The 18,980-nt window shown below is 65.2% G+C and carries 19 protein-coding genes and 1 riboswitch; of the genes, 12 read left to right on the top strand and 7 right to left on the bottom strand.

The window, feature by feature from the left end:
• Both AC0KW6_RS20145 and AC0KW6_RS20140 read left to right on the top strand, forming a co-directional pair.
• Nucleotides 1-503 (top strand): IS3 family transposase (locus AC0KW6_RS20145; protein WP_474035266.1); only part of this gene is annotated, 503 nt, incomplete at its 5' end.
• Nucleotides 485-964: an oligopeptide/dipeptide ABC transporter ATP-binding protein gene (locus tag AC0KW6_RS20140; protein ID WP_474035857.1), complete on the top strand. Its 480-nt coding sequence runs from the start codon at nucleotides 485-487 to the stop codon at nucleotides 962-964. The genes AC0KW6_RS20145 and AC0KW6_RS20140, both read left to right, overlap by 19 nt.
• A gap of 280 nt (nucleotides 965-1,244) precedes the next feature.
• Here the strand turns inward: AC0KW6_RS20140 and thiD are convergent, their stop codons facing one another.
• The 7 genes from thiD to thiC are packed head-to-tail and all read right to left on the bottom strand — an operon-like array spanning nucleotide 1,245 to nucleotide 7,230.
• Entirely contained in the window at nucleotides 1,245-1,949 is a 705-nt protein-coding gene (gene thiD, locus AC0KW6_RS20135) for a bifunctional hydroxymethylpyrimidine kinase/phosphomethylpyrimidine kinase (protein WP_474035856.1), read from the bottom strand.
• Nucleotides 1,946-2,914: a HesA/MoeB/ThiF family protein gene (locus AC0KW6_RS20130; protein WP_474035855.1), complete on the bottom strand. Its 969-nt coding sequence runs from the start codon at nucleotides 2,912-2,914 to the stop codon at nucleotides 1,946-1,948. The genes thiD and AC0KW6_RS20130 overlap by 4 nt, the downstream gene beginning before the upstream one ends.
• A complete protein-coding gene (locus tag AC0KW6_RS20125) occupies nucleotides 2,911-3,504 on the bottom strand; it encodes a thiamine phosphate synthase (RefSeq protein ID WP_474035860.1) in 594 nt (197 codons plus the stop codon). The genes AC0KW6_RS20130 and AC0KW6_RS20125 overlap by 4 nt, the downstream gene beginning before the upstream one ends.
• Nucleotides 3,504-4,271 (bottom strand): thiazole synthase, encoded by a 768-nt coding sequence (locus AC0KW6_RS20120; RefSeq protein WP_323782655.1) that lies wholly within the window; start codon nucleotides 4,269-4,271, stop codon nucleotides 3,504-3,506. The genes AC0KW6_RS20125 and AC0KW6_RS20120 overlap by 1 nt, the downstream gene beginning before the upstream one ends.
• Nucleotide 4,272: 1 nt before the next feature.
• Nucleotides 4,273-4,470, bottom strand: a complete 198-nt coding sequence (gene thiS, locus AC0KW6_RS20115) for a sulfur carrier protein ThiS (RefSeq protein ID WP_474035854.1) — start codon at nucleotides 4,468-4,470, stop codon at nucleotides 4,273-4,275.
• Nucleotides 4,439-5,407, bottom strand: coding sequence for an FAD-dependent oxidoreductase (locus AC0KW6_RS20110; RefSeq protein ID WP_323782650.1), 969 nt, complete (start codon nucleotides 5,405-5,407; stop codon nucleotides 4,439-4,441). Before AC0KW6_RS20110 ends, thiS begins: the two co-directional genes overlap by 32 nt.
• Entirely contained in the window at nucleotides 5,404-7,230 is a 1,827-nt protein-coding gene (gene thiC, locus AC0KW6_RS20105; RefSeq protein ID WP_323782647.1) for a phosphomethylpyrimidine synthase ThiC, read from the bottom strand. The genes AC0KW6_RS20110 and thiC overlap by 4 nt, the downstream gene beginning before the upstream one ends.
• Nucleotides 7,231-7,364: 134 nt before the next feature.
• Nucleotides 7,365-7,493: riboswitch (TPP riboswitch) on the bottom strand.
• Nucleotides 7,494-7,707: 214 nt separating this feature from the next.
• Between thiC and bioB the strand changes: the two genes are divergently transcribed.
• The 10 genes from bioB to AC0KW6_RS20055 all read left to right on the top strand — a co-directional run bounded on the left by bioB (nucleotide 7,708) and on the right by AC0KW6_RS20055 (nucleotide 18,877).
• The gene (gene bioB / locus AC0KW6_RS20100; protein ID WP_474035853.1) at nucleotides 7,708-8,685 is read left to right on the top strand and encodes a biotin synthase BioB; all 978 of its coding nucleotides are present in this window, start codon (nucleotides 7,708-7,710) and stop codon (nucleotides 8,683-8,685) included.
• Nucleotides 8,685-9,824, top strand: coding sequence for an 8-amino-7-oxononanoate synthase (locus AC0KW6_RS20095; protein ID WP_474035852.1), 1,140 nt, complete (start codon nucleotides 8,685-8,687; stop codon nucleotides 9,822-9,824). The genes bioB and AC0KW6_RS20095 overlap by 1 nt, the downstream gene beginning before the upstream one ends.
• A 14-nt stretch (nucleotides 9,825-9,838) precedes the next feature.
• Nucleotides 9,839-10,555, top strand: coding sequence for a dethiobiotin synthase (gene bioD / locus AC0KW6_RS20090; RefSeq protein ID WP_474035859.1), 717 nt, complete (start codon nucleotides 9,839-9,841; stop codon nucleotides 10,553-10,555).
• Nucleotides 10,552-11,847 (top strand): adenosylmethionine--8-amino-7-oxononanoate transaminase, encoded by a 1,296-nt coding sequence (gene bioA, locus AC0KW6_RS20085; protein ID WP_474035850.1) that lies wholly within the window; start codon nucleotides 10,552-10,554, stop codon nucleotides 11,845-11,847. The genes bioD and bioA overlap by 4 nt, the downstream gene beginning before the upstream one ends.
• 2 nt (nucleotides 11,848-11,849) lie before the next feature.
• Nucleotides 11,850-12,467 (top strand): pimeloyl-ACP methyl esterase BioG family protein, encoded by a 618-nt coding sequence (locus AC0KW6_RS20080; protein WP_474035849.1) that lies wholly within the window; start codon nucleotides 11,850-11,852, stop codon nucleotides 12,465-12,467.
• Nucleotides 12,464-13,255, top strand: coding sequence for a methyltransferase domain-containing protein (locus tag AC0KW6_RS20075; RefSeq protein ID WP_323781673.1), 792 nt, complete (start codon nucleotides 12,464-12,466; stop codon nucleotides 13,253-13,255). The genes AC0KW6_RS20080 and AC0KW6_RS20075 overlap by 4 nt, the downstream gene beginning before the upstream one ends.
• 183 nt (nucleotides 13,256-13,438) lie before the next feature.
• Nucleotides 13,439-14,407: an ABC transporter substrate-binding protein gene (locus tag AC0KW6_RS20070; RefSeq protein WP_474035848.1), complete on the top strand. Its 969-nt coding sequence runs from the start codon at nucleotides 13,439-13,441 to the stop codon at nucleotides 14,405-14,407.
• A gap of 393 nt (nucleotides 14,408-14,800) precedes the next feature.
• On the top strand, nucleotides 14,801-15,766 hold the full coding sequence (locus AC0KW6_RS20065; RefSeq protein WP_323781679.1) for an ABC transporter substrate-binding protein: 966 nt from the start codon (nucleotides 14,801-14,803) through the stop codon (nucleotides 15,764-15,766).
• A gap of 10 nt (nucleotides 15,767-15,776) precedes the next feature.
• Nucleotides 15,777-16,841, top strand: a complete 1,065-nt coding sequence (locus AC0KW6_RS20060; protein ID WP_474035847.1) for a quaternary amine ABC transporter ATP-binding protein — start codon at nucleotides 15,777-15,779, stop codon at nucleotides 16,839-16,841.
• Nucleotides 16,841-18,877 carry an ABC transporter permease gene (locus AC0KW6_RS20055; RefSeq protein WP_474035846.1) on the top strand — a complete coding sequence of 679 codons (2,037 nt, stop codon included), beginning with the start codon at nucleotides 16,841-16,843 and terminating at the stop codon, nucleotides 18,875-18,877. The genes AC0KW6_RS20060 and AC0KW6_RS20055 overlap by 1 nt, the downstream gene beginning before the upstream one ends.
• Nucleotides 18,878-18,980: the final 103 nt, after the last annotated feature.

Genomic DNA, 18,980 nt, shown 5'->3' with positions numbered 1-18,980 from the left:
CCGTTCCAAACCGGGTTTGGCTTGCTGACATTACTTACGTCGATACGGACGAAGGATGGCTCTACGCCGCCGCTATCAAAGACATGGCAACACGTGAAATCGTCGGCTGGGCAATGGACGATCATCTACGATCCGAACTGTGCTGTGATGCCTTGAACATGGCCCTGGGGCGCCGTGGACCGGTTCCAGGGCTCATTCATCATTCGGATCGCGGCGTGCAATACGCAGGAGAAGAATACCGCAAATTGCTCGGGGCGGCACGCATCACGCAATCCATGAGCCGTACGGGCGAATGCCTGGATAACGCTCCAATGGAAAGTTTCTTCGCATCACTGAAAAAGGAACTGGTTCATAGGGAGCGCTTCAAAACGCGCGTCCAGGCAAAGGCGGCGATCTTCGAATACATTGAGGTCTTCTACAATCGCCAGCGGCGTCATTCCGCAATCGGCTACCTAACCCCCGCGCAAGCCTACGAAACCATGACTTGGAAAAGCGCAGCATAGGGTCAATAATCAAACTGTCCGGATATCGGGACGAACTCCACACCTCGGCGCTGGACGTGTCGGTGCAGGCGCAGATCCTGAACCTGATGCGGCGGCTGCAAAAGGAGCTGGGGCTGACCTATCTGTTCATCAGCCACGACCTGAGCGTGGTGCGGCACATGTCGGACATGATCGCGGTGATGTATCTGGGGCGGATTGTCGAGATGGCGCCGGTGGAGGCGCTGTTCAGCCAGCCGCTGCACCCTTACTCGCAGCTGCTGCTGAACACGATCCCTGACATCCATGCCCCCAAACGGGACCGCTGCGTCGACAACGGCGAGCCGCCAAGCCCGTTGAAACCGCCGGCGGGATGCGCCTTTCACCCGCGCTGCGCGCTGGCCACCGAGGCCTGCCGGGAAACAGTGCCGCCGCTGCGGCCTATTTCAGACGGGCATCAGGCAGCCTGCCTGCTGGCGGGCTGAGGCAAGGCGGGGGGGGGGGGCGTGTTCCGCGCGCCACCCGCCTTCCTGCGGATCTGCGTTTACGCACATATGTCCGAAGAAGGTTTCGAAGAATGTTTCCCTGTGCGCATCCTGACAGCGAAATCAGGCGCATGCCGAAGCCTTCTCCGCTTCGCTACAGGGGAGACGCTTCTCGTTTAATGGGGGCGCAGGATTGCTTCCCGGCCGGACCAGAAAATACCTGCCGGGCAGAGCCGCTCCGATCCGGCCGCAAAACCGTGCCCGAGTGACCTGCCATGCTTCAGCAGCCAAGCCAGCCGTGGACGGCGGCTTTGCCCCGGCGGCAGGCCTCCGGCAGGCTGTCTCCCCTGGCCAGGCGGCAGGCGATCGCGGTGGCCAGGCTGCAGCCGGTGCCGCGTTTGGAGCCTGGCAGCCGCGCCGCGGCAAAGGGCGTTGCCGCGCCATCGGCGGTGTAGAGCACATCAATGCTTTCAGCGCCGGTGCCATGGCCGCCTTTGACCAGCACCGCACGGGCACCCTGCGCAAGCAGCTGCGCCGCCTGCGCCTCGATGCTGCCGGTCGAGCCGGAGATTGCTTCAAGCTCCACCAGATTCGGTGTGACCAATGCGGCCCGCTGCAGCAAGGCGCCAAAGCCGCCGGCCGCCATCAGCCTGCCGCCGGAGGAGGCTTTCAGCACCGGATCCAGCACGATGGGCAGGCCTGCGGGCAGGGCGTCATTCACGGCCTCCGCCACCCCGGCCGAGCCCAGCATGCCGATCTTCACGGCGCCGGGTGCAGGCGGTGTTGCCAGGGCAGCGCGCGCTTGGTCCGCAACGGCCTGCGGCGGGCTGGGGTGAATCGCCAGAACCGCCTCCTCGGTCTGCACCGTTACCGCTGTTACAACCGGACGCACTGCCGCCCCAAGCCCGGCTGCCATGGCGGTATCCCGGGTCAGGCCGGCGCCGCCGCTGCTGTCGGTGCCGCCGATTGCCAGGATCACAGTCATGCGCTGTGTCCTGCGGCCAGCAGGGCGAGGTTGCCGTAACCCGCAGCCTTCAGCTCCGCGGCCGCCGCCCAGGCGCGCAGGCCGGTGCGGCAGCACAGAACGATCCGCCCTTTGGTCGGCAGCTCTGCCGTCAGCAGATCCGCCCGGGCAATCCGGCGTGCGCGCGGGGCGGGCAGGCCGGGCGCCTCGGCGGCATCGCGCAGTTCGATCACCGTATCCGCCGCAGTGATTTGCGAGGCCGCGACAAAGGGCAGGGCCCCCTCCGGCTCTTCCGCCTCGTCAAAGCGGAAGCTGCTCACCTGCAGGTCCTCCAGCCGGAAAACAAACAACTGTCCCCGCGGGGACGGCTGGTGATTCAGCAGAGACTTCAGGGCCAGCTGGGCCTGCAGCGCGCCGATCATGCCGACCGACGGGCCCATGACACCGGCGGTTGCACAGGTCGCCGCACGCGCAGGCAGGTCCGGGAACACCGCCCTCAAGGATGGCCCGCCGCCGCAAAATCCCCCGGCATACCCCGATTGCCCCAGGGCAGAGGCCGAGATCAGCACCTTGCCCTGCTGCCGGCATGCATCCGAAAGGACATAGGACACCGCAAAACTGTCGGCTGCATCCACCACCAGATCAGCTGCCGCCACCATACCGGCAGCATTGGCCGCATCCAAAGGCGCAACCTGCGCTGTCACCTGCAGCGACGGATTGGCCGCCAGCAGCTGCCGCCGCGCGGCCGCTGCCTTGGGCCGGCCAAGGTCGCCCATGGTATAAAGAACCTGCCGGTGCAGGTTGCTCTCTTCCACCATATCGCCGTCCATCACGGTGATACGGCCGACCCCGGCGGCGCCCAGATAGAGCAGCACAGGGCAGCCCAACCCGCCGGCGCCGACCACCAGCACATGCGCGCGGGCCAGCCGTTCCTGACCCTCAGTGCCAACATCGGGCAGGATCATCTGGCGCGCGTAGCGGCTCATGTGCGGCAGGCCGCAACCCATTCGCGGGTGCGGAACTCGGGGTCATCGGCCAGCTGAATGTCGGTCACGACCGCCGCGCTGTCGGCGCCTGCAGCAAACACCCCGGGCAGCCGCACGGGCGTCAGCCCGCCAATCGCGACCAGAGGAGTCTCCCCGGCTATCTGCTTCCAGCGCGTCACCCGCTCCAGCCCCTGCGGGTCCCATTTCATCTTCTTCAGCAGCGTCGGATAAACCGGCCCCAGCGCGACATAGGCAGGTCCGAAGGACAGGGCACGCTCCAGCTCGCTCTCGTCATGGGTCGACAAGCCAAAACGCACGCCTTTACGGCGTAGCGCGGCAAAGTCGGCACTGTCCATGTCTTCCTGCCCCAAGTGGACAAAGTTGCAGTTCAGATCCAGCGCCGCCTGCCAGAAGTCATTCACCACCAGCTGTGCGTCATGCACTGCACAGAAGTCGCGGGCGCGGGCGATCTGGCGGCGCACTTCGGCCTCAGGCTCATCCTTGATGCGCAGCTGCACCAGTTTGGCCCCATGGGGCACCAGCAGCTCCAGCCGGCCGACGTGGCCCGTGATCAGGTAAAACCGTTCCATCATGCAAACTCCGCCAAGCCGAGAACAGGGGTCGAGGGCACTGCCATGTCGCGCCGCTCCATCGGGTCGGCCTCATATCCCGCGCGCCCGGCCTCAATTGCCTGCGCCATGGCCGCAGCCATCCGGGCCGGGTCGCCGGCCTTGGCAACGGCGGTATTCAGCAGCACCGCGTCCATGCCCAGCTCCATCGCTTGCGCGGCATCCGAGGGCCGCCCGATGCCGGCATCGACAATCAGCGGCACTTCCGGGAAATGCGCCCGCATCGCCCTGAGCGCATCCGGGTTGCGCATTCCCTGGCCGGAGCCGATCGGCGCCCCCCAGGGCATCAGCAGCTCGCATCCGGCCTCCAGCAGCTTCTCGCCGACCACCAGATCGTCAGTGGTGTAGGGGAAGACCTGAAAGCCGTCTGCACAAAGGACGCGCGCCGCCTCGACCAGCCCGAACACATCCGGCTGCAGCGTGTCCGAATGGCCGATCACCTCCAGCTTGATCCAAGGCGTGCCGAACAGATCCCGCGCCATATGGGCGGTGGTCACCGCCTCCTGCACGGAATGGCAGCCTGCGGTATTGGGCAGGATCCTGCAGCCGGTCTCGCGCAGGCCGTCCCAGAAGCCGGCGCCGGAGCCGTCAGTGCTTTCCCGGCGCAAGCTGACGGTGATGATCCCGGTGCCGCTGGATTTCACCGCCGCCGCCAGAATGGCAGGCGATGGGTATTGCGCCGTGCCCAGGAGCAGGCGGGAGCTGATTTCTGTTCCGTAGAATTGCATCTCAGCCTCCTTGCATCGGGGCGAGCACTTCCAGTCTGTCGCCTTCGCTCAGCTGGACCGCTTCGCGGTTGCCGCGGGCGACGAAAGTGCCGTTCAGTGCAGTCGCCACGGACGAGCAGGCAAAGCCCAGCTCGTGCAGCGCCGCTTTCAGGTCGGTTGCGGATATCTCATGCGGTTTGGCGTTCACGATGATTTTCATCCGATGTCTCCGGTAACAGTTGATCCGCGGCCTGCTGTGCCATCGCGGGCGCCAGCAGAAAACCGTGGCGGTAAAGCCCGTTCAGGTAGAGCGTGCCGTCCTGTTCGGTCAGCCGCGGCAGGTTGTCGGGATAGGCCGGGCGCAGCCCTGCGCCGGTCTCCACCACACTGGCCTCTGCAAAGGCGGGATGCAGGGTAAAGGCGGCATTCAGCAGCTCACTGAGTGATCGCAGGCTGATGGCCCGGACCGAGCTGCTCTCGATCATGGTGCCGCCGATCATGAAATGCCCGTCCCCGCGGGGAACAAGGTACAGCGGCATCCGCGGATGCAAGAGACGCAGGGTGCGGCTGATCTCCACCTCAGGGCACTGCAGGACAGCCATCTCGCCGCGCACCGGGCGCAGGCCGGGCAGGGGTGCCGCCATGCCGGTGCAGTCCAGTGTGACACCCGCCGGGGCAGGGGTGCCATAGCGGATCTCACTCCCCGTTTCTTGCACCTTGGCACTCAGGTCGCGCAAGGCGCGCCGCGGGTCCAGGTGCGCCTCGCCGTCAAAGAACAGCCCCTGCGCGAACCGCCCCGCCAGCACCGGTTCCAGCGCCGCGATCTCCGCCCCCTCGACGCTGCGATGGCCCGTGGTGCGGCGGGCAAAGCGGCTGAGCTCTGCCCGGTCGCGGGGTGGCGCCACCACCAGCGTGCCGCGCCTGTGGACCGGGGTGACCCTGGCCCACCAGTCGAAGGCGCGGCTGCCGAGGGTGATCACTTGCTCCTCGGCGCTTTCGCGTTCGCACCAGGGCGCCAGCATGCCGCCGGCAAAACGCGCGACGCTGCTGTCCCCGGGCGCTTTCCCCCGTTCATAGACAGTGACCCGCGCCCCGCGCTGCGCCAGCTCATAGGCGCAGGCGAGGCCGGCAAGGCCCGCGCCTGCAATGGTGATCATTCCGCCGGTTCCGTCTTGGCCGCGGCGGCCTCGGCGGCAGGCACATACAGCTCGCCGCCCTCACGGAACTTGGCGGCCATCGCCTCCATGCCTTCCTTCTGCGCCTCGGCACGGATGTCGTGGCTGATCCGCATCGAACAGAACTTCGGCCCGCACATGGAGCAGAAATGGGCGACCTTATGGGCTTCCTTGGGCAGAGTCTGGTCGTGGAACTCCCGCGCGGTGTCGGGGTCCAGAGACAGGTTGAACTGATCCTCCCAGCGGAATTCGAACCGGGCGCGGCTCAGCGCATCGTCGCGGCGCTGTGCGCCCGGCAGACCCTTGGCCAGATCCGCCGCATGGGCCGCGATCTTATAGGTGATGACCCCGGTTTTCACGTCGTCGCGGTCTGGCAGCCCAAGGTGTTCCTTGGGCGTCACGTAGCACAGCATCGCGCAGCCGAACCAGCCGATCATCGCCGCCCCGATGCCGCTGGTGATATGGTCATAACCCGGTGCGATGTCGGTGGTCAGCGGGCCAAGCGTGTAAAACGGCGCCTCGTGGCAGCACTCCAGCTGCTTGTCCATGTTTTCCTTGATCTTGTGCATGGCAACATGGCCCGGCCCCTCGATCATCACCTGGCAATCCTTGGCCCAGGCGATCTTGGTCAGCTCGCCCAGGGTTTCCAGCTCGGCAAACTGCGCCTCGTCGTTGGCATCCGCAATCGAGCCGGGGCGCAGCCCATCACCCAGCGAGAAACTCACATCGTACTGGCGGCAGATGTCGCAGATTTCCTCGAAATGCTCGTACAGGAACGACTCCTTGTGGTGATGCAGGCACCACTTGGCCATGATCGAGCCGCCGCGCGACACGATCCCAGTCACCCGCTCCACCGTCATCGGCACCATGTGCAGCCGCACGCCCGCATGGATGGTGAAGTAATCGACGCCCTGTTCCGCCTGTTCGATCAGCGTGTCGCGGAACACTTCCCAGGTCAGGTCCTCGGCAATACCGTTGACCTTTTCCAGCGCCTGATAGATCGGCACGGTGCCGATCGGCACGGGGCTGTTGCGCACGATCCACTCGCGGGTGTTGTGGATGTTGCGGCCGGTCGACAGGTCCATCACCGTGTCGGCGCCCCAGCGGATCGACCAGACCAGCTTGTCGACTTCTTCCTCCATCGAAGAGGTGACGGCGGAGGTGCCCATATTGGCGTTGATCTTGACCAGGAAGTTGCGGCCGATGATCATCGGTTCGATTTCCGGGTGGTTGATGTTGGCCGGGATGATGGCGCGGCCGGCGGCGATTTCCGAGCGCACAAACTCCGGGGTCACGTAGTCGGGGATATTGGCGCCGAAATCATTGCCGTCGCGGGTGCCGTGGCAGGGCGACAGCTCGCGCAGCTGGTTTTCGCGGATCGCGACGTATTCCATCTCGGCGGTGATGATGCCGGCGCGGGCATAGGCCAGCTGGGTCGGCGCCGCGCCATCCTTGCCGCGCAGCGGCGCGGGTTTCACGGGAAACTCCGGCACCAGCCGGTCCCCCGCGACAAAGCCGTTGTCCTCGGGTTTCACGTCGCGGCCCTGGTATGCTTCGACATCGCCGCGGGCTTCGATCCACTGGCGGCGCAGTTGCGGCAAGCCCTGGCGGATATCGGTCAGCACGTCCGGGTCGGTATAGGGGCCGGAACTGTCATAGACCGGCAGCGGCGCTTCGCCCGCGGTGGGGTGGGTGGAGATTTCCCGCATCGGCACGCGGATGTCCTGGTGGACCTCGCCATTGACGTAGATCTTGCGCGACGCAGGCAAGGCGCCCGTGGTGATCTTGGGGTTGGGGACGTTCATTTTGGTGCTCCTCAAAGCCGAAAACTCAGAAAAGACACCAGATGAGGTGTGGCTTGGGAAACCGGCAGGCGAGGAGGCCTGCTTTACCGGAGTGCGCCCGTTTCAAACGGCTGTCCCCGCGGGGACAGGGGGCCAAAAGGCGCGTCCTTGCTTCCTACGCCAGTATCAACTGGGTCAGGTTCAAAGGGTCGCGCCGCCGGTTCGGGTTGCCCCGCACCTAAACGCCTCTCAGTCCCCTTGGCGGGACTCCCCTGCGTGGCTTTAGGGGTAGGGGAGGCGCAGGGGGCGCGTCAACCGGAATCTTTGTAGATTATTTTTATTTATTAAAATCATGGCGTTGTGTGGTGTGTTGGTTAAAATGCGGGGCAAATCGCTGCGGCGCGGCTTTGATGCTTGATCGCGGGTCATGAAATTATCTATAAAACTTGGCAACGCCATCCGCGCATGGCCAACAGGTATACGAGAACAGGAGACAGCATGCTGGACGCTGCACCCATCCGCACCGACTGGACCCGCGAAGAAGCGGAAGCGATTTACAACACGCCCTTTATGGACTTGCTGTTTCAGGCGCACACGGTGCACCGGCAGTATTTCGACCCTAATCAGGTGCAGAAATCCAAGCTCCTCAGCATCAAGACCGGCGGCTGCGCCGAGGATTGCGCCTATTGCTCGCAGTCGGCGCGCAACGGTGCGCAGCTGTCGGCCTCCAAACTGATCGAGGTTCAGCGCGTGATCGCCGAGGCGAAGAAGGCCAAGGAAGGCGGCGCGACACGCTATTGCATGGGCGCCGCCTGGCGCTCGCCCAAGGACCGCGACATGGCCGCACTCGAAGCGATGGTACAGGGCGTCAAGGACCTAGGCATGGAGACCTGCATGACCCTGGGCATGCTGGACGAGGATCAGGTGTTCCGCCTGCGCGATGCCGGGCTGGATTACTACAACCACAACATCGACACCTCCGAGCGTTATTACTCCGAAATCATCACCACCCGCACCTTTGCGGACCGGATCGACACCCTGAACCGGGTGCGCGAGGCGGGTATCAAAGTGTGCTCCGGCGGTATCGTCGGCATGGGTGAGCAGCAGCTGGACCGGATCGACATGATGCTGGCGCTGGCAACGCTGGAGGCACATCCCGACTCGGTGCCGGTCAATATGCTGATCCCGATCGCCGACACGCCGCTGGCCAATGTGGAAAAGCTGGACCCGATCGAATTTGTCCGCTCGGTGGCGCTGGCCCGCATCCTGATGCCGAAATCCCACGTGCGCCTGTCCGCAGGCCGCACCGATATGTCGGACGAAATGCAGGCGATGTGCTTCTTTGCCGGTGCCAATTCGATCTTTGTCGGCGACACGCTGCTGACCGCTGACAACCCGGAAGAGGACAAGGACCAGCAGCTGTTCGACCGTCTGGGCATCACCGCAATGGCGGTGGGATGTGACGGCAGCCGCTGATGGCGGGCGCCTTCCCGAGGCATGAAAAGTCGCTGGAAGCGCTGCGCAGCCGCGGGCGCTACCGGCAGCTGATGCCGCGGGACGGGCATGACTTTGCTTCCAACGACTACCTCGGCCTGGCGGGCAGCGACGTGCTGCGCGCGGCCGCCGCCGATGCGCTGGCGCGCGGCGTGCCGGTGGGGGCGGGCGGCGCGCGCCTGCTGCGCGGCAATGACGCGGAGCACGAGCGGCTTGAGTCTGAGGCTGCAGAATTTTTCGGCACCGAAGCCGCGCTGTTCATGGGCGGCGGTTTCAACGCCAATCAGGCGATCTTCTCGACCCTGCCGCAACAGGGCGATCTGGTCCTGTACGACGCGCTGATCCACGCCAGCACCCATGACGGCATGCGGCTGGGCCGGGCCGAGACCCGCAGCTTTGCCCATGGCGATGCTGCTGACGCTGGGCAGGTGCTGCGCGACTGGCGCGCAGGTGGCGGCACTGGGCAGGTCTGGATCGCGGTTGAGGCGGTCTATTCCATGGATGGCGATCTGGCGCCGCTGGACGCGCTGATGGCCTTGGCCGATGCAGACGGCGCCGTGCTGGTCGTGGATGAGGCGCATTCCTCCGGCCTGTTCGGAGATCTGGGGCGCGGGCTGGCGCATGGCATAGCCCACCGCCCCAACGTGCTGTCCCTGCACACCTGCGGCAAGGCGCTGGGCGCGTCGGGCGCGCTGATCTGCGGCCAGCGGGTGCTGGTCGAAACGCTGATCAACAAGGCGCGCGGGTTCATCTTTGCCACTGCGCCTTCGCCGTTGAACGCGGCGCTGGTGCGCGCGGCCTTGCAGGAGCTGCAGCAGAACCCCGCCCGCCGCGATCAGGCGTGGCAGGGGATCACCCATGCCCAAGCAGAGGCCAGACGCCTGTGCGGGCTGGAGGGCTTTCAAAGCCAGATCCTGCCGGTGGTGATCGGTGATGATAAGCGCACAATGGCGCTGGCGTCCGCAATGCAGGCGCAGGGATATGACATTCGCGGCATCCGCCCGCCGACAGTGCCGCGCGGCACCGCACGGCTGCGGCTGTCGATCACGTTGAATACGGGGGCAGAGGTCATCACCGCGATGTTCGAAGACCTCGCCCGCGAACTGGAGGCAAGCCCATGACGTCCATGACGCCCATGAACACGCTGGTCGTAACCGGAACCGATACCGGCATTGGCAAGACCATCTTCTCTGCCGGGCTGGTGCAGGCGCTGGAGGCCACCTATTGGAAACCCGTGCAATCCGGGCTGGAGGAAGAAACCGACAGCCAGATCGTCACCCGCCTGTCCGGCCGCCCGGCACTGCCGGAAGGCTATCTGCTGCAACTGCCCGCGTCGCCGCATCTGTCGGCCGAGGCAGAGGAGACAGAGATCGATCCGGACAGGCTGGAACTGCCCCAGGTGGATGGCGTGCTGGTGGCCGAGGGCGCGGGCGGGCTGATGGTGCCCTTGAACCGGCGCGCCCTGTATCTGGACCTGATTGCGCGCTGGGGCGCCCCGGTGATCCTGTGCGCGGGCACCCAACTGGGCACGATCAACCACACGCTGCTGTCGCTGAAGGCGCTGCAGGATGCAGGCAGCGACGTGGTTGGCGTCGCTTTCATCGGCAACCCGGAGCCTGAGGTGGAGGAAACCATCTGCCAGTTCGGCAAGGCGGCGCATCTGGGGCGGCTGCCCTATATCGAGGCGCTGCGCAGCGCACCGGGTGTCGGAAGTGACGCAGGCGGCCCGGCTGCGGGCGGTCCAGGCGCAACGCGCCCCGAAGAGGGTGCCGAGGCGCTGGCCACGGCCTTTGCCGAGAACATCAACCTCGACCTGATCCGCGAGGCGCTGAGCAAGGGAGATCCGGCATGACGGCCGACCTCAGCCAGCTGGAATTCGATCAGCAGCATCTGTGGCACCCCTACACCAACGTCGCCAAACCCGGCCCGACTTTTGTGGTCAAGGAATCGGAGGGCGTGCATATTACCCTCGATGATGGCACCCGGCTGATCGACGCCATGTCGTCCTGGTGGTGCATGATGCACGGCCACAGAAACCCGGCGATCACCCAGGCCATCCACGACCAGCTCGACACGCTGCCGCATGTGATGTTCGGCGGGCTGACCCATGATCCGGCGATTGAGCTGGGCCGCAAGCTGCTGGAAATCACCCCCGAAAGCCTCAGCCGCATCTTCTACTGCGACAGCGGCTCAGTCTCGGTCGAGGTGGCGATGAAAATGGCAGTGCAGTACCAGCACGCCATCGGCCAGCCCGGGCGCAAGGAGTTTGCCACCATCCGTTCCGGCTATCACGGCGACACCTGGAAGGCGATGAGCGTCTGCGATCCGGACACCGGCATGCACCACCTGTTCCAGGGCGCGCTGAGTGTGCAGCATTTCGTCAGCCGCCCGCCGATCCGCATCCATGAGGATTGGGTGGATGATCCGGCGCAAAACGGGCTGGGAGAACTGCGCGCGGTGCTGGAGGCCAACACGGATCGTATCGCCGCCTTCATTCTGGAGCCCGTGGTGCAGGGCACCGGCGGCATGTATTTCTACCACCCTGAATACCTGAACCAGGCACGGCGCTTGTGCGATGAGCTGGGTATCCTGCTGATCTTTGACGAAATCGCCACCGGCTTCGGCCGCACGGGTGAGCTGTTTGCCACCGGCTTCTGCACCGTGGAGCCGGACATCATCTGCCTCGGCAAGGGGCTGACCGGCGGTCATATTTCCTTTGCCTGCACCATGACGAACGACCGCGTTGCGGAAGGGGTTGGCGGCGGTAATCCCGGGATCTTCATGCATGGGCCGACCTATATGGCCAATCCGCTGGCCTGCGCTGCGGCCAAGGCCTCGCTGGATTTGCTCACCGGGCAGGACTGGCGCGGCACCGTTGCCGCGATTGGCCAGCAGATGCTGGCTGAACTGGCGCCTGCGCGGGATCTGCCGAATGTGGCGGATGTGCGGGTTCTGGGTGCGATCGGTGTCATCGAGATGGCGCATGCGGTCTCGGCGGACGAAGCCCATGCCCGGGCGCATGACATGGGCGTCTTCCTGCGCCCGTTCGGCAAGAACATCTATACCATGCCGCCCTTCATCACGTCCCCGGATCAGCTGAGCGAAATCACCGCGGGCATGCTGCGGCTGGCGCGGGAGCTGTAGCGATGGAATTCCGCTGGCTCAAACAGAACAGTGCGGCCGAGGCCATCGTGGTCTTCGGCGGCTGGGCTGTGGGGCCGGAGGTGTTCTGGCATCTGGACGGCGCGCAGGACATCCTGTTTGCCAGCGGTTACACCGATTTGGACGCGGAATTGCCGGACCTGTCCGGTTACGGGCAGGTCAGCCTGCTGGCCTGGTCTTTCGGCGTCGCCTCTTATGGCCATTGGCAGCAGGGGCGGCCTGACCCGTTCCGGCGCAAGGCGGCAGTGAACGGCAGTTTGCAGCCTGTGAACCGCGGTGCGGGCATTCCGCCTGCGGTGTTCCGCAGGACAATGGAGACGCTGAGCCTGGAAAGCTACCAAAGCTTTCTGACCCGCGTGTTCGGCGCTGAGCAAAAGGCCGAGGCGCTGGACGTGGAGGCGCGCCGCACCGAGCTCCTGGCGGTTGAGCGCCGCGGGGATGCGCCGCAGATGCGTTTTGACAGCGTCTGGATCAGCTCCGGCGACAAGATATTCCCGCCGGCCAACCTGGCACGGGCCTGGGCAGGGCAGAACGTATCGCATCTGGATGCGCCGCATGCGCCCTTTGACCGCTTCTCGCACTGGGAGGAGCTGTTCCAGTGAAAGACACGCTGCCGCCTCAGCTGGATCAGGGACGTGTGCGCCAAAGCTTCCGCCGCGGGCTGAAAAGCTACCATGGCACCGCATCCGTGCAGGCGGACATTGCGGCGCAGCTTGCCGGTCTGCTGCAAGCACAGGGCGCGCCCCGCCGGTTCGAGGCGGTATTGGAGTTCGGTTGCGGCACCGGCCATCTGACCCGGCAATTGCTGCAGCGGTTCACGGCCGGCAGCCTGCTTTTGAATGACCTGGTGCCCGAGGCGGCGCAGGCGCTGCAGGCGCTGGGGGGCGCAGCCCCGGCGCAGTCCCGGTTCGAGGCCGGCGCTGTCGAGACCCTGCCGCTGCCGCAGCAGTTTGACCTGATCGCCTCAGCCTCGACTGTTCAGTGGGTCGCGGACCTGCCGGCCTTGACCGCCCGGCTGGCGGCGCGGCTGAAACCCGGCGGCTGGCTGGCGCTGTCCGGCTTTGGCCGCAACCAGTTCCGCGAGTTGGCTGCGCTGGGGTCAGCCGCCGCCGCACCCAGCTATCTGGACGCCGGGGAATGGCCGTCGGTGCTGCCGGAAGGCTTGGAGATTCGGGCCGTCAGGCAGCAGCCGGCGGTGCTGGAGTTCGATACCGCCCTGGACCTGCTGAAACACCTGCGCCGGACCGGCGTCAACGGCCACGCCCAGCAAAGCTGGAGCCGCGGGCGGCTGCAGGAATTCGAGGACAGCTACCGGCAGCGCTTCGGCCGGGGCGGCAAGCTGCCGCTGACCTATGATCCGGTGCTGCTGGCGGCGCGCAGGACCGGCTAGCCGGCCAAGGCAGCCAGTTTGCGTGCTCCGCGGTTGAGGCAAGTTTTAGGTTTTTTCCGCGCCATAGGACCGCCGCTTCCGGCCGCGTGTTAACCTTTGTCAACTCCCGCCCGCTATACCGGATCCAGAGCCGTGCCCGGGGGTGCGGCGGGTGGAAATACTGGCAGTACGGGAGTGGCGCTAATGAATTTCAAAGCGTTTGCGGCAGCGCTGGGGGCGCTGGCGGTTTCAGGGGCTGTTCACGCAGCCGACATGGGGGATGCGGGGACGCCGATCCGGTTGTCGCTGAACAACTGGACCGGCCAGCATCTGTCGACATACATCGCCGGCGGCATGCTGGAAGAGGCAGGCTATACGGTGGAATACGTGGAGTCGGATCCGGCCGCCATCTATGACGAGCTGGCCGCAGGTGATGTCCACGCTCTAATGGAGATCTGGACCACCAGCAGCCCGGAGGACTATTACGCCGTGCGCGATGCCGGCCGCGTTGATGAGTTGGGCGACATGGGGCTGGACGCCCGCAATGGTGTGGTTTTCCCGCCCTATGTGGCGCAGATGTGCCCTGGCCTGCCGGATTGGGAGGCGCTGCGCGACTGCGCAGGTATCTTCTCGGCAGATGGCAAGGGCAAGCGCGGTATCTACGTCGGCTATCCGGAATCCTGGGGGTCGCCGGGGGCGGACCGGATCCGGGCCCTGGGCCTGCCGTTTGATGTGGTTGCCGCCGACTCCGAGGCCGCAATCATTGAGCAATTCCAGAACGCCTATAAGGAAAAGCGCCCGGTGATCGCCACCTTCTGGGCGCCGCACTGGGCGATGTCATCTTATGCGTTGCAATTTGTGCGCCTGCCGAAGCCGGAACCCGCCTGTTTCACTGATCCCTCCTGGGGGCCGAACCCCAAGGCCGCAGGCGATTGCGACTTTTACCGCGGCGGGGTGATGAAGGCGAGCTGGTCCGGATTCAAGGCGCGCTGGCCGGCTGCCCATGAGATCCTGAAGAACTATCAGCTGAGTATCTGGGACCAGCAGCCGCTGATCGGCCTGGTGGATGTCCGGGGCGAAACCCCGCAGGGCGCGGCCCGCGGCTGGCTGGCAGTGAACCGGGCCAAGTGGATGCCGATTGTCGAGGAGGCCACCGGCAAGGGCCGGTCCTGACCCGCCGGGCCCGGTTTCCGGTTTCAGTGCTCCCGCCCCGGGCGGGGGCGCTGCTGTTGTTTGCGCGCAATGGCTTGAAGCGGTATCCGCTGCCGCGCTATGCCGGATGCAGGCGTCAGTTGCGCGGAGCAGGGTGCTTTTGGAACTTGACTGATTGCACAAGAACTTAAACCGTTAATCGGAATATTTCGCATTTCCTGCCGCATCGGCTCGACAAACCGTCGTAATATGTTCCAATACTTGCATTATCCCCGGCCACACTTGGAACGTGGGCGTCTGATGGCAACAACAAGATCAGCCGCAAGGCCAGCGGCAGCCATGAACCACCGGGGTCCAAAACAGGCGCCAAGCCGGGCAATCGGCGGCGCAAGGCCACTGACAGGGAGTAGAATAATGAACTTCAAAGGATATGCGCTGGCGCTGGGCGCCGCATCAATGACGGTTGCTGCGGGTTTTGCCTCGGCGGCGGAACTCGGCGATACCAGCAAGCCGATCAAGCTGGCAGTCAATGAATGGACCGGCCAGCATGTGACCACCCATATTGCCGCCGGGATGCTGGAGGCCGCGGGCTATGAGGTGGAATTTGTCTCGGCCGGGATGCTGAACCAGTTCCAGGCGATTGCCGATGGCGACATTCACGCGACGCTGGAAATCTGGTCGTCGAACGTCTCGGATGAATATGCCAAGAAGATCGAAGAGGGCACCGTGGTCGAACTCGGCGATCTGGAGCTGAACGCGCGCGAAGGCATCGCCTATCCGGCGCATGTGGCCGAGATCTGCCCCGGCCTGCCGGCCTGGGAAGCGCTGAAGGACTGCGCGATGCAGTTCGCCACCGCGGAAACCCTGCCCAATGGCCGCCTGGTGGATTATCCCGCCGACTGGGGCACGCCTGGCGCCGACCGCATGGCCGGGCTGGACCTGCCGTTCAAGGCCGTGCCTGCGGGCTCCGAGGCCGCCCTGATCGTTGAACTGCGCGCTGCGACTGAACGCAAGACGCCGCTGCTGGTCACCTTCTGGCAGCCGCATTGGGCGATGTCGGCCTATGATGTGAAATTTGTCGATCTGCCGCCGGGCGAAGAGGCCTGTTTCACGGATCCGGCCTGGGGCCCGAACCCGAACGCGGTGAATGATTGCGATTTCTCGCCCTCGCGCATCTTCAAGGCGGCCTGGTCCGGCACTGAGGAAACCTGGCCTGCAGCCTATGAGATCCTGTCGAATTACACTTTGGCTGTGGAAGACCAGCAGCCGATGATGGGTGCGATTGATGTGGACGGCGGCAAGGTTGAAGAGGTGGTTGCTGCCTGGTTGGCCGAGAATGAGGCCAAGTGGCGCCCGGTTGTCGACGCCGCGATCAAGTGAGCCCTGCCCAGTGAGCGGCCCTGAAGCCGGCACCGGCACGCCTGCCATCACCTGCCGGAATGTCTGGCAGGTGTTTGGCAATGACGCAGGCAGCGCCTTGAAAGAGGCGCTGGCAAACCATCACTCGCCGCATGACGCTGCCGGGGAGCTGCGCCGCAAGGGGCTGATCCCGGCGGTTCAGAATGCTTCCTTTCAAGTGAGGGAAGGGGAGTTGTTTGTGATCATGGGGCTGTCGGGCTCCGGCAAGTCGACCCTGATCCGTTGCATCTCGCATCTGCTGCACCCAACCGGTGGTGAAATCCGCATCGACGGCGAAAACATCGTCGAGGCCAGCGCCAAGCGGCTGATCGAACTGCGCCGCAAAAAGCTGGGTATGGTGTTCCAGCATTTTGGCCTGTTCCCGCATATGACGGTCGTCGAAAATGTTGCTTATCCCTTGCGGGTCCAGGGGGTGAAGAAAAAGCAACGGCAGGCCAAGGCGGAAGAGGTGATCACTCTGGTCGGCCTGCGCGGCCGCGAAAACCACTACCCGCGCGAGCTGTCCGGCGGCCAGCGCCAGCGGGTCGGCATTGCCCGCTCACTGGTGGCGGATTGCTCGGTCTGGTTCCTGGATGAGCCGTTCTCGGCACTCGACCCGCTGATCCGGCGGCAGCTGCAGGATGAATTCCTCGAGATCCAGGCCAAGCTGAAGACCACCATCGTCTTCATCACCCATGACATCAACGAGGCGCTGAAACTGGCCGACCGCATCGCCATCATGCGCGATGGCAGGATTGTGCAGATCGGCACGCCGGCCGACATCGTGCTGCGCCCGGTGGATGATTACGTGCGCGAGTTTTCCAAGGATGTGGCTAAGGGCCGCCATGCCCGTGTGGCCTCGGTGATGGAAACCGGTGCGGAGCTGGTTTATGGCGCCGATGATCCCGGCCTGCGTCAGGACATGACGCTGGATGCCGCCCTGGCACGCTGCATGGAGCTGTACGATCCGGTGCCGGTCCGGTCGGCGGACGGCCAGCTGGTTGGCGTTGTGAACCCGGCAGACCTGGCGGCGGCGCTGCAGGTGGAGCAGGGCTGATGGCGGGTCTGACAAAAGGCGCCGCGGCGGCGCTGATCGCAGCGGCGGTTGGCGCTCTGTGCCTGCTTTTGGAAAGCAGTGTGCCTTGGCTGATGAAATTTCCCGCCGCCTGGGTGCTGCCCGCCACCGACTGGGTGGGGGCCGCCATGGAGTGGTTCCTGGCGCTGATCAAACCTGCGGCCCGCAGTTTCTCGGCGCTGATGTTCTATCCGATGGAAGCCGCCAATTACGTGCTGAGCAACACCCCCTGGCCGCTGGTCATCTGCGCCACCGCGGCATTGGCCTGGACCCTGGGCGGGGTGCGGATGGCGCTGATGGCCATCGCAGGTCTGGGGTTCGTGCTGGCGTCGGGCTACTGGCCCGAGAGCATGAACACGCTGGCGCTGGTCGCGGTCTCGGTACCGCTGGCGCTAATCATCGGCGGCAGCATCGGCATCCTGGCCAATGAATACCCGAAGATCCGCAAACCGGTGCAGGCGCTGCTGGACATCATGCAGACGGTTCCGACCTTTGCCTATCTCACCCCCTTGCTGGTGCTGTTCGGCTTTGGCCCGGTGGTGGGGCTGATTGCCTCCGCCATCTATGCCGCGCCGCCAATGGCCCGCAATGTGCTGCTTGGCCTGGAGCGGGTGGAGCCCGAGATCAAGGAGGCCGCCGTCATGGCCGGCGGCACCCGCCTTCAGCAGCTGTTCCAGTGCGAGATCCCCTCCGCCGGGCAGCAGATCATGGTCGGTGTCAACCAATGCCTGATGGCGGCGCTGTCGATGGTGATCATCGCCGCCGTGATCGGCGGCTTTGACGATATCGGCTGGGAGGTCCTTTTGACCATGCGCAAGGCGCAGTTCGGCCAAAGCCTGCTGGCGGGGCTGGTGATCGTGATCTTTGCAATCCTGATCGACCGGATGAGCGGCACCCTGACCGAAGACCGGCGCGAGAAACACGACCCGCGCATCGCCTGGGGCATTCTGGCCACCGGCGCGGCGGTGAGTGCGGCCTTCTGGGGCAGCCTTCAGCAGCCCGGCGCCTATGCCCTGTTCAACCCGGTGGCGGACAGTGTGGACAGGGGGCTGTCGGCCTTTACCACTGCAAATGCCGATGCGCTGACGGCGCTGAAGACCAACGTGCTGTTCTATGTGCTGCTGCCGCTGCGGATCGGGCTGGATCAGGCGGTGCTGCCCTTCACCTGGGGCTTTGCCTGGACCCCGGCGATGAGCCTGGGACTGTTTGCGGCGGCCGCCGCTGCGGGGCTGGTCCTGGCCCTGCGCGGCCGACTGGCGCTGGGCGTGATGCTGCTGATTGCCGCCGGCATGCTGGAAACGGGTATCTCGCAGCTGCCCTGGCCCTTTGTGCTGGTGGGCGCCGGGGCGCTGGGCTGGGTGGCTGGCGGGCGCGGGCTGGCGATCCTGACCGTGGTCCTGCTCGGTACCATCCTGATCTCCGGCCTGTGGGAGCGGGCGCTGCTGTCGCTGTATCTCTCCGGTGCTGCGGTGTTTGCCTGCGCGGTGATGGGCGGCGCGATCGGCCTTGCCTCGGCGGTGTCGCCGGGCCTGTGGCGGGTGGTGCGCCCGATCTGCGACATGCTGCAGACGATCCCGCTGTTCGTCTTCCTGATTCCGGTGCTGATGGTGTTCCAGATCGGCGAGTTCTCGGCCTTCCTGGCGATCATCGCCTATGCCATCGTGCCGATGATCCGCTACACCCGGCATGGGCTGGTCGCAACGCCGGAAGAGATGATCGAGGCCGCAACCGCCTCCGGTGCCACCAGATGGCAGACGCTCAAGGACATTCGCGCGCCTTATGCGGCGCCGTCGATCCTGCTGGGGCTGAACCAGACCATCCTTTACGCCTTTGCAATGCTGGTGATTGCGGCGCTGATCGGCACCACCGGCCTGGGCCAATCGATTTATCTGGCGCTGGGGCAGGCGGATGTCGGGCTGGGCATTTCCGCCGGGGCGGCGATGGCGATCCTGGCGCTGATTGCCGACCGCATGGTGCAGGGCTTTGCCGAGGAGCGGCGCAAGGCGCTGGGGCTGTAAGCCTGGCTGCAGCGACATGAGAAGGGCGCCCCGGCGGCGCCCTTTTTTGATCTGGGGCAACGTTCTATACTGCCCGCCCGCGTATAGCCTTGATCGAGACTGA

The sequence above is a fragment of the Leisingera sp. SA215 genome (assembly GCF_055902035.1).
This window is presented reverse-complemented; position numbering and strand designations above follow the sequence as displayed.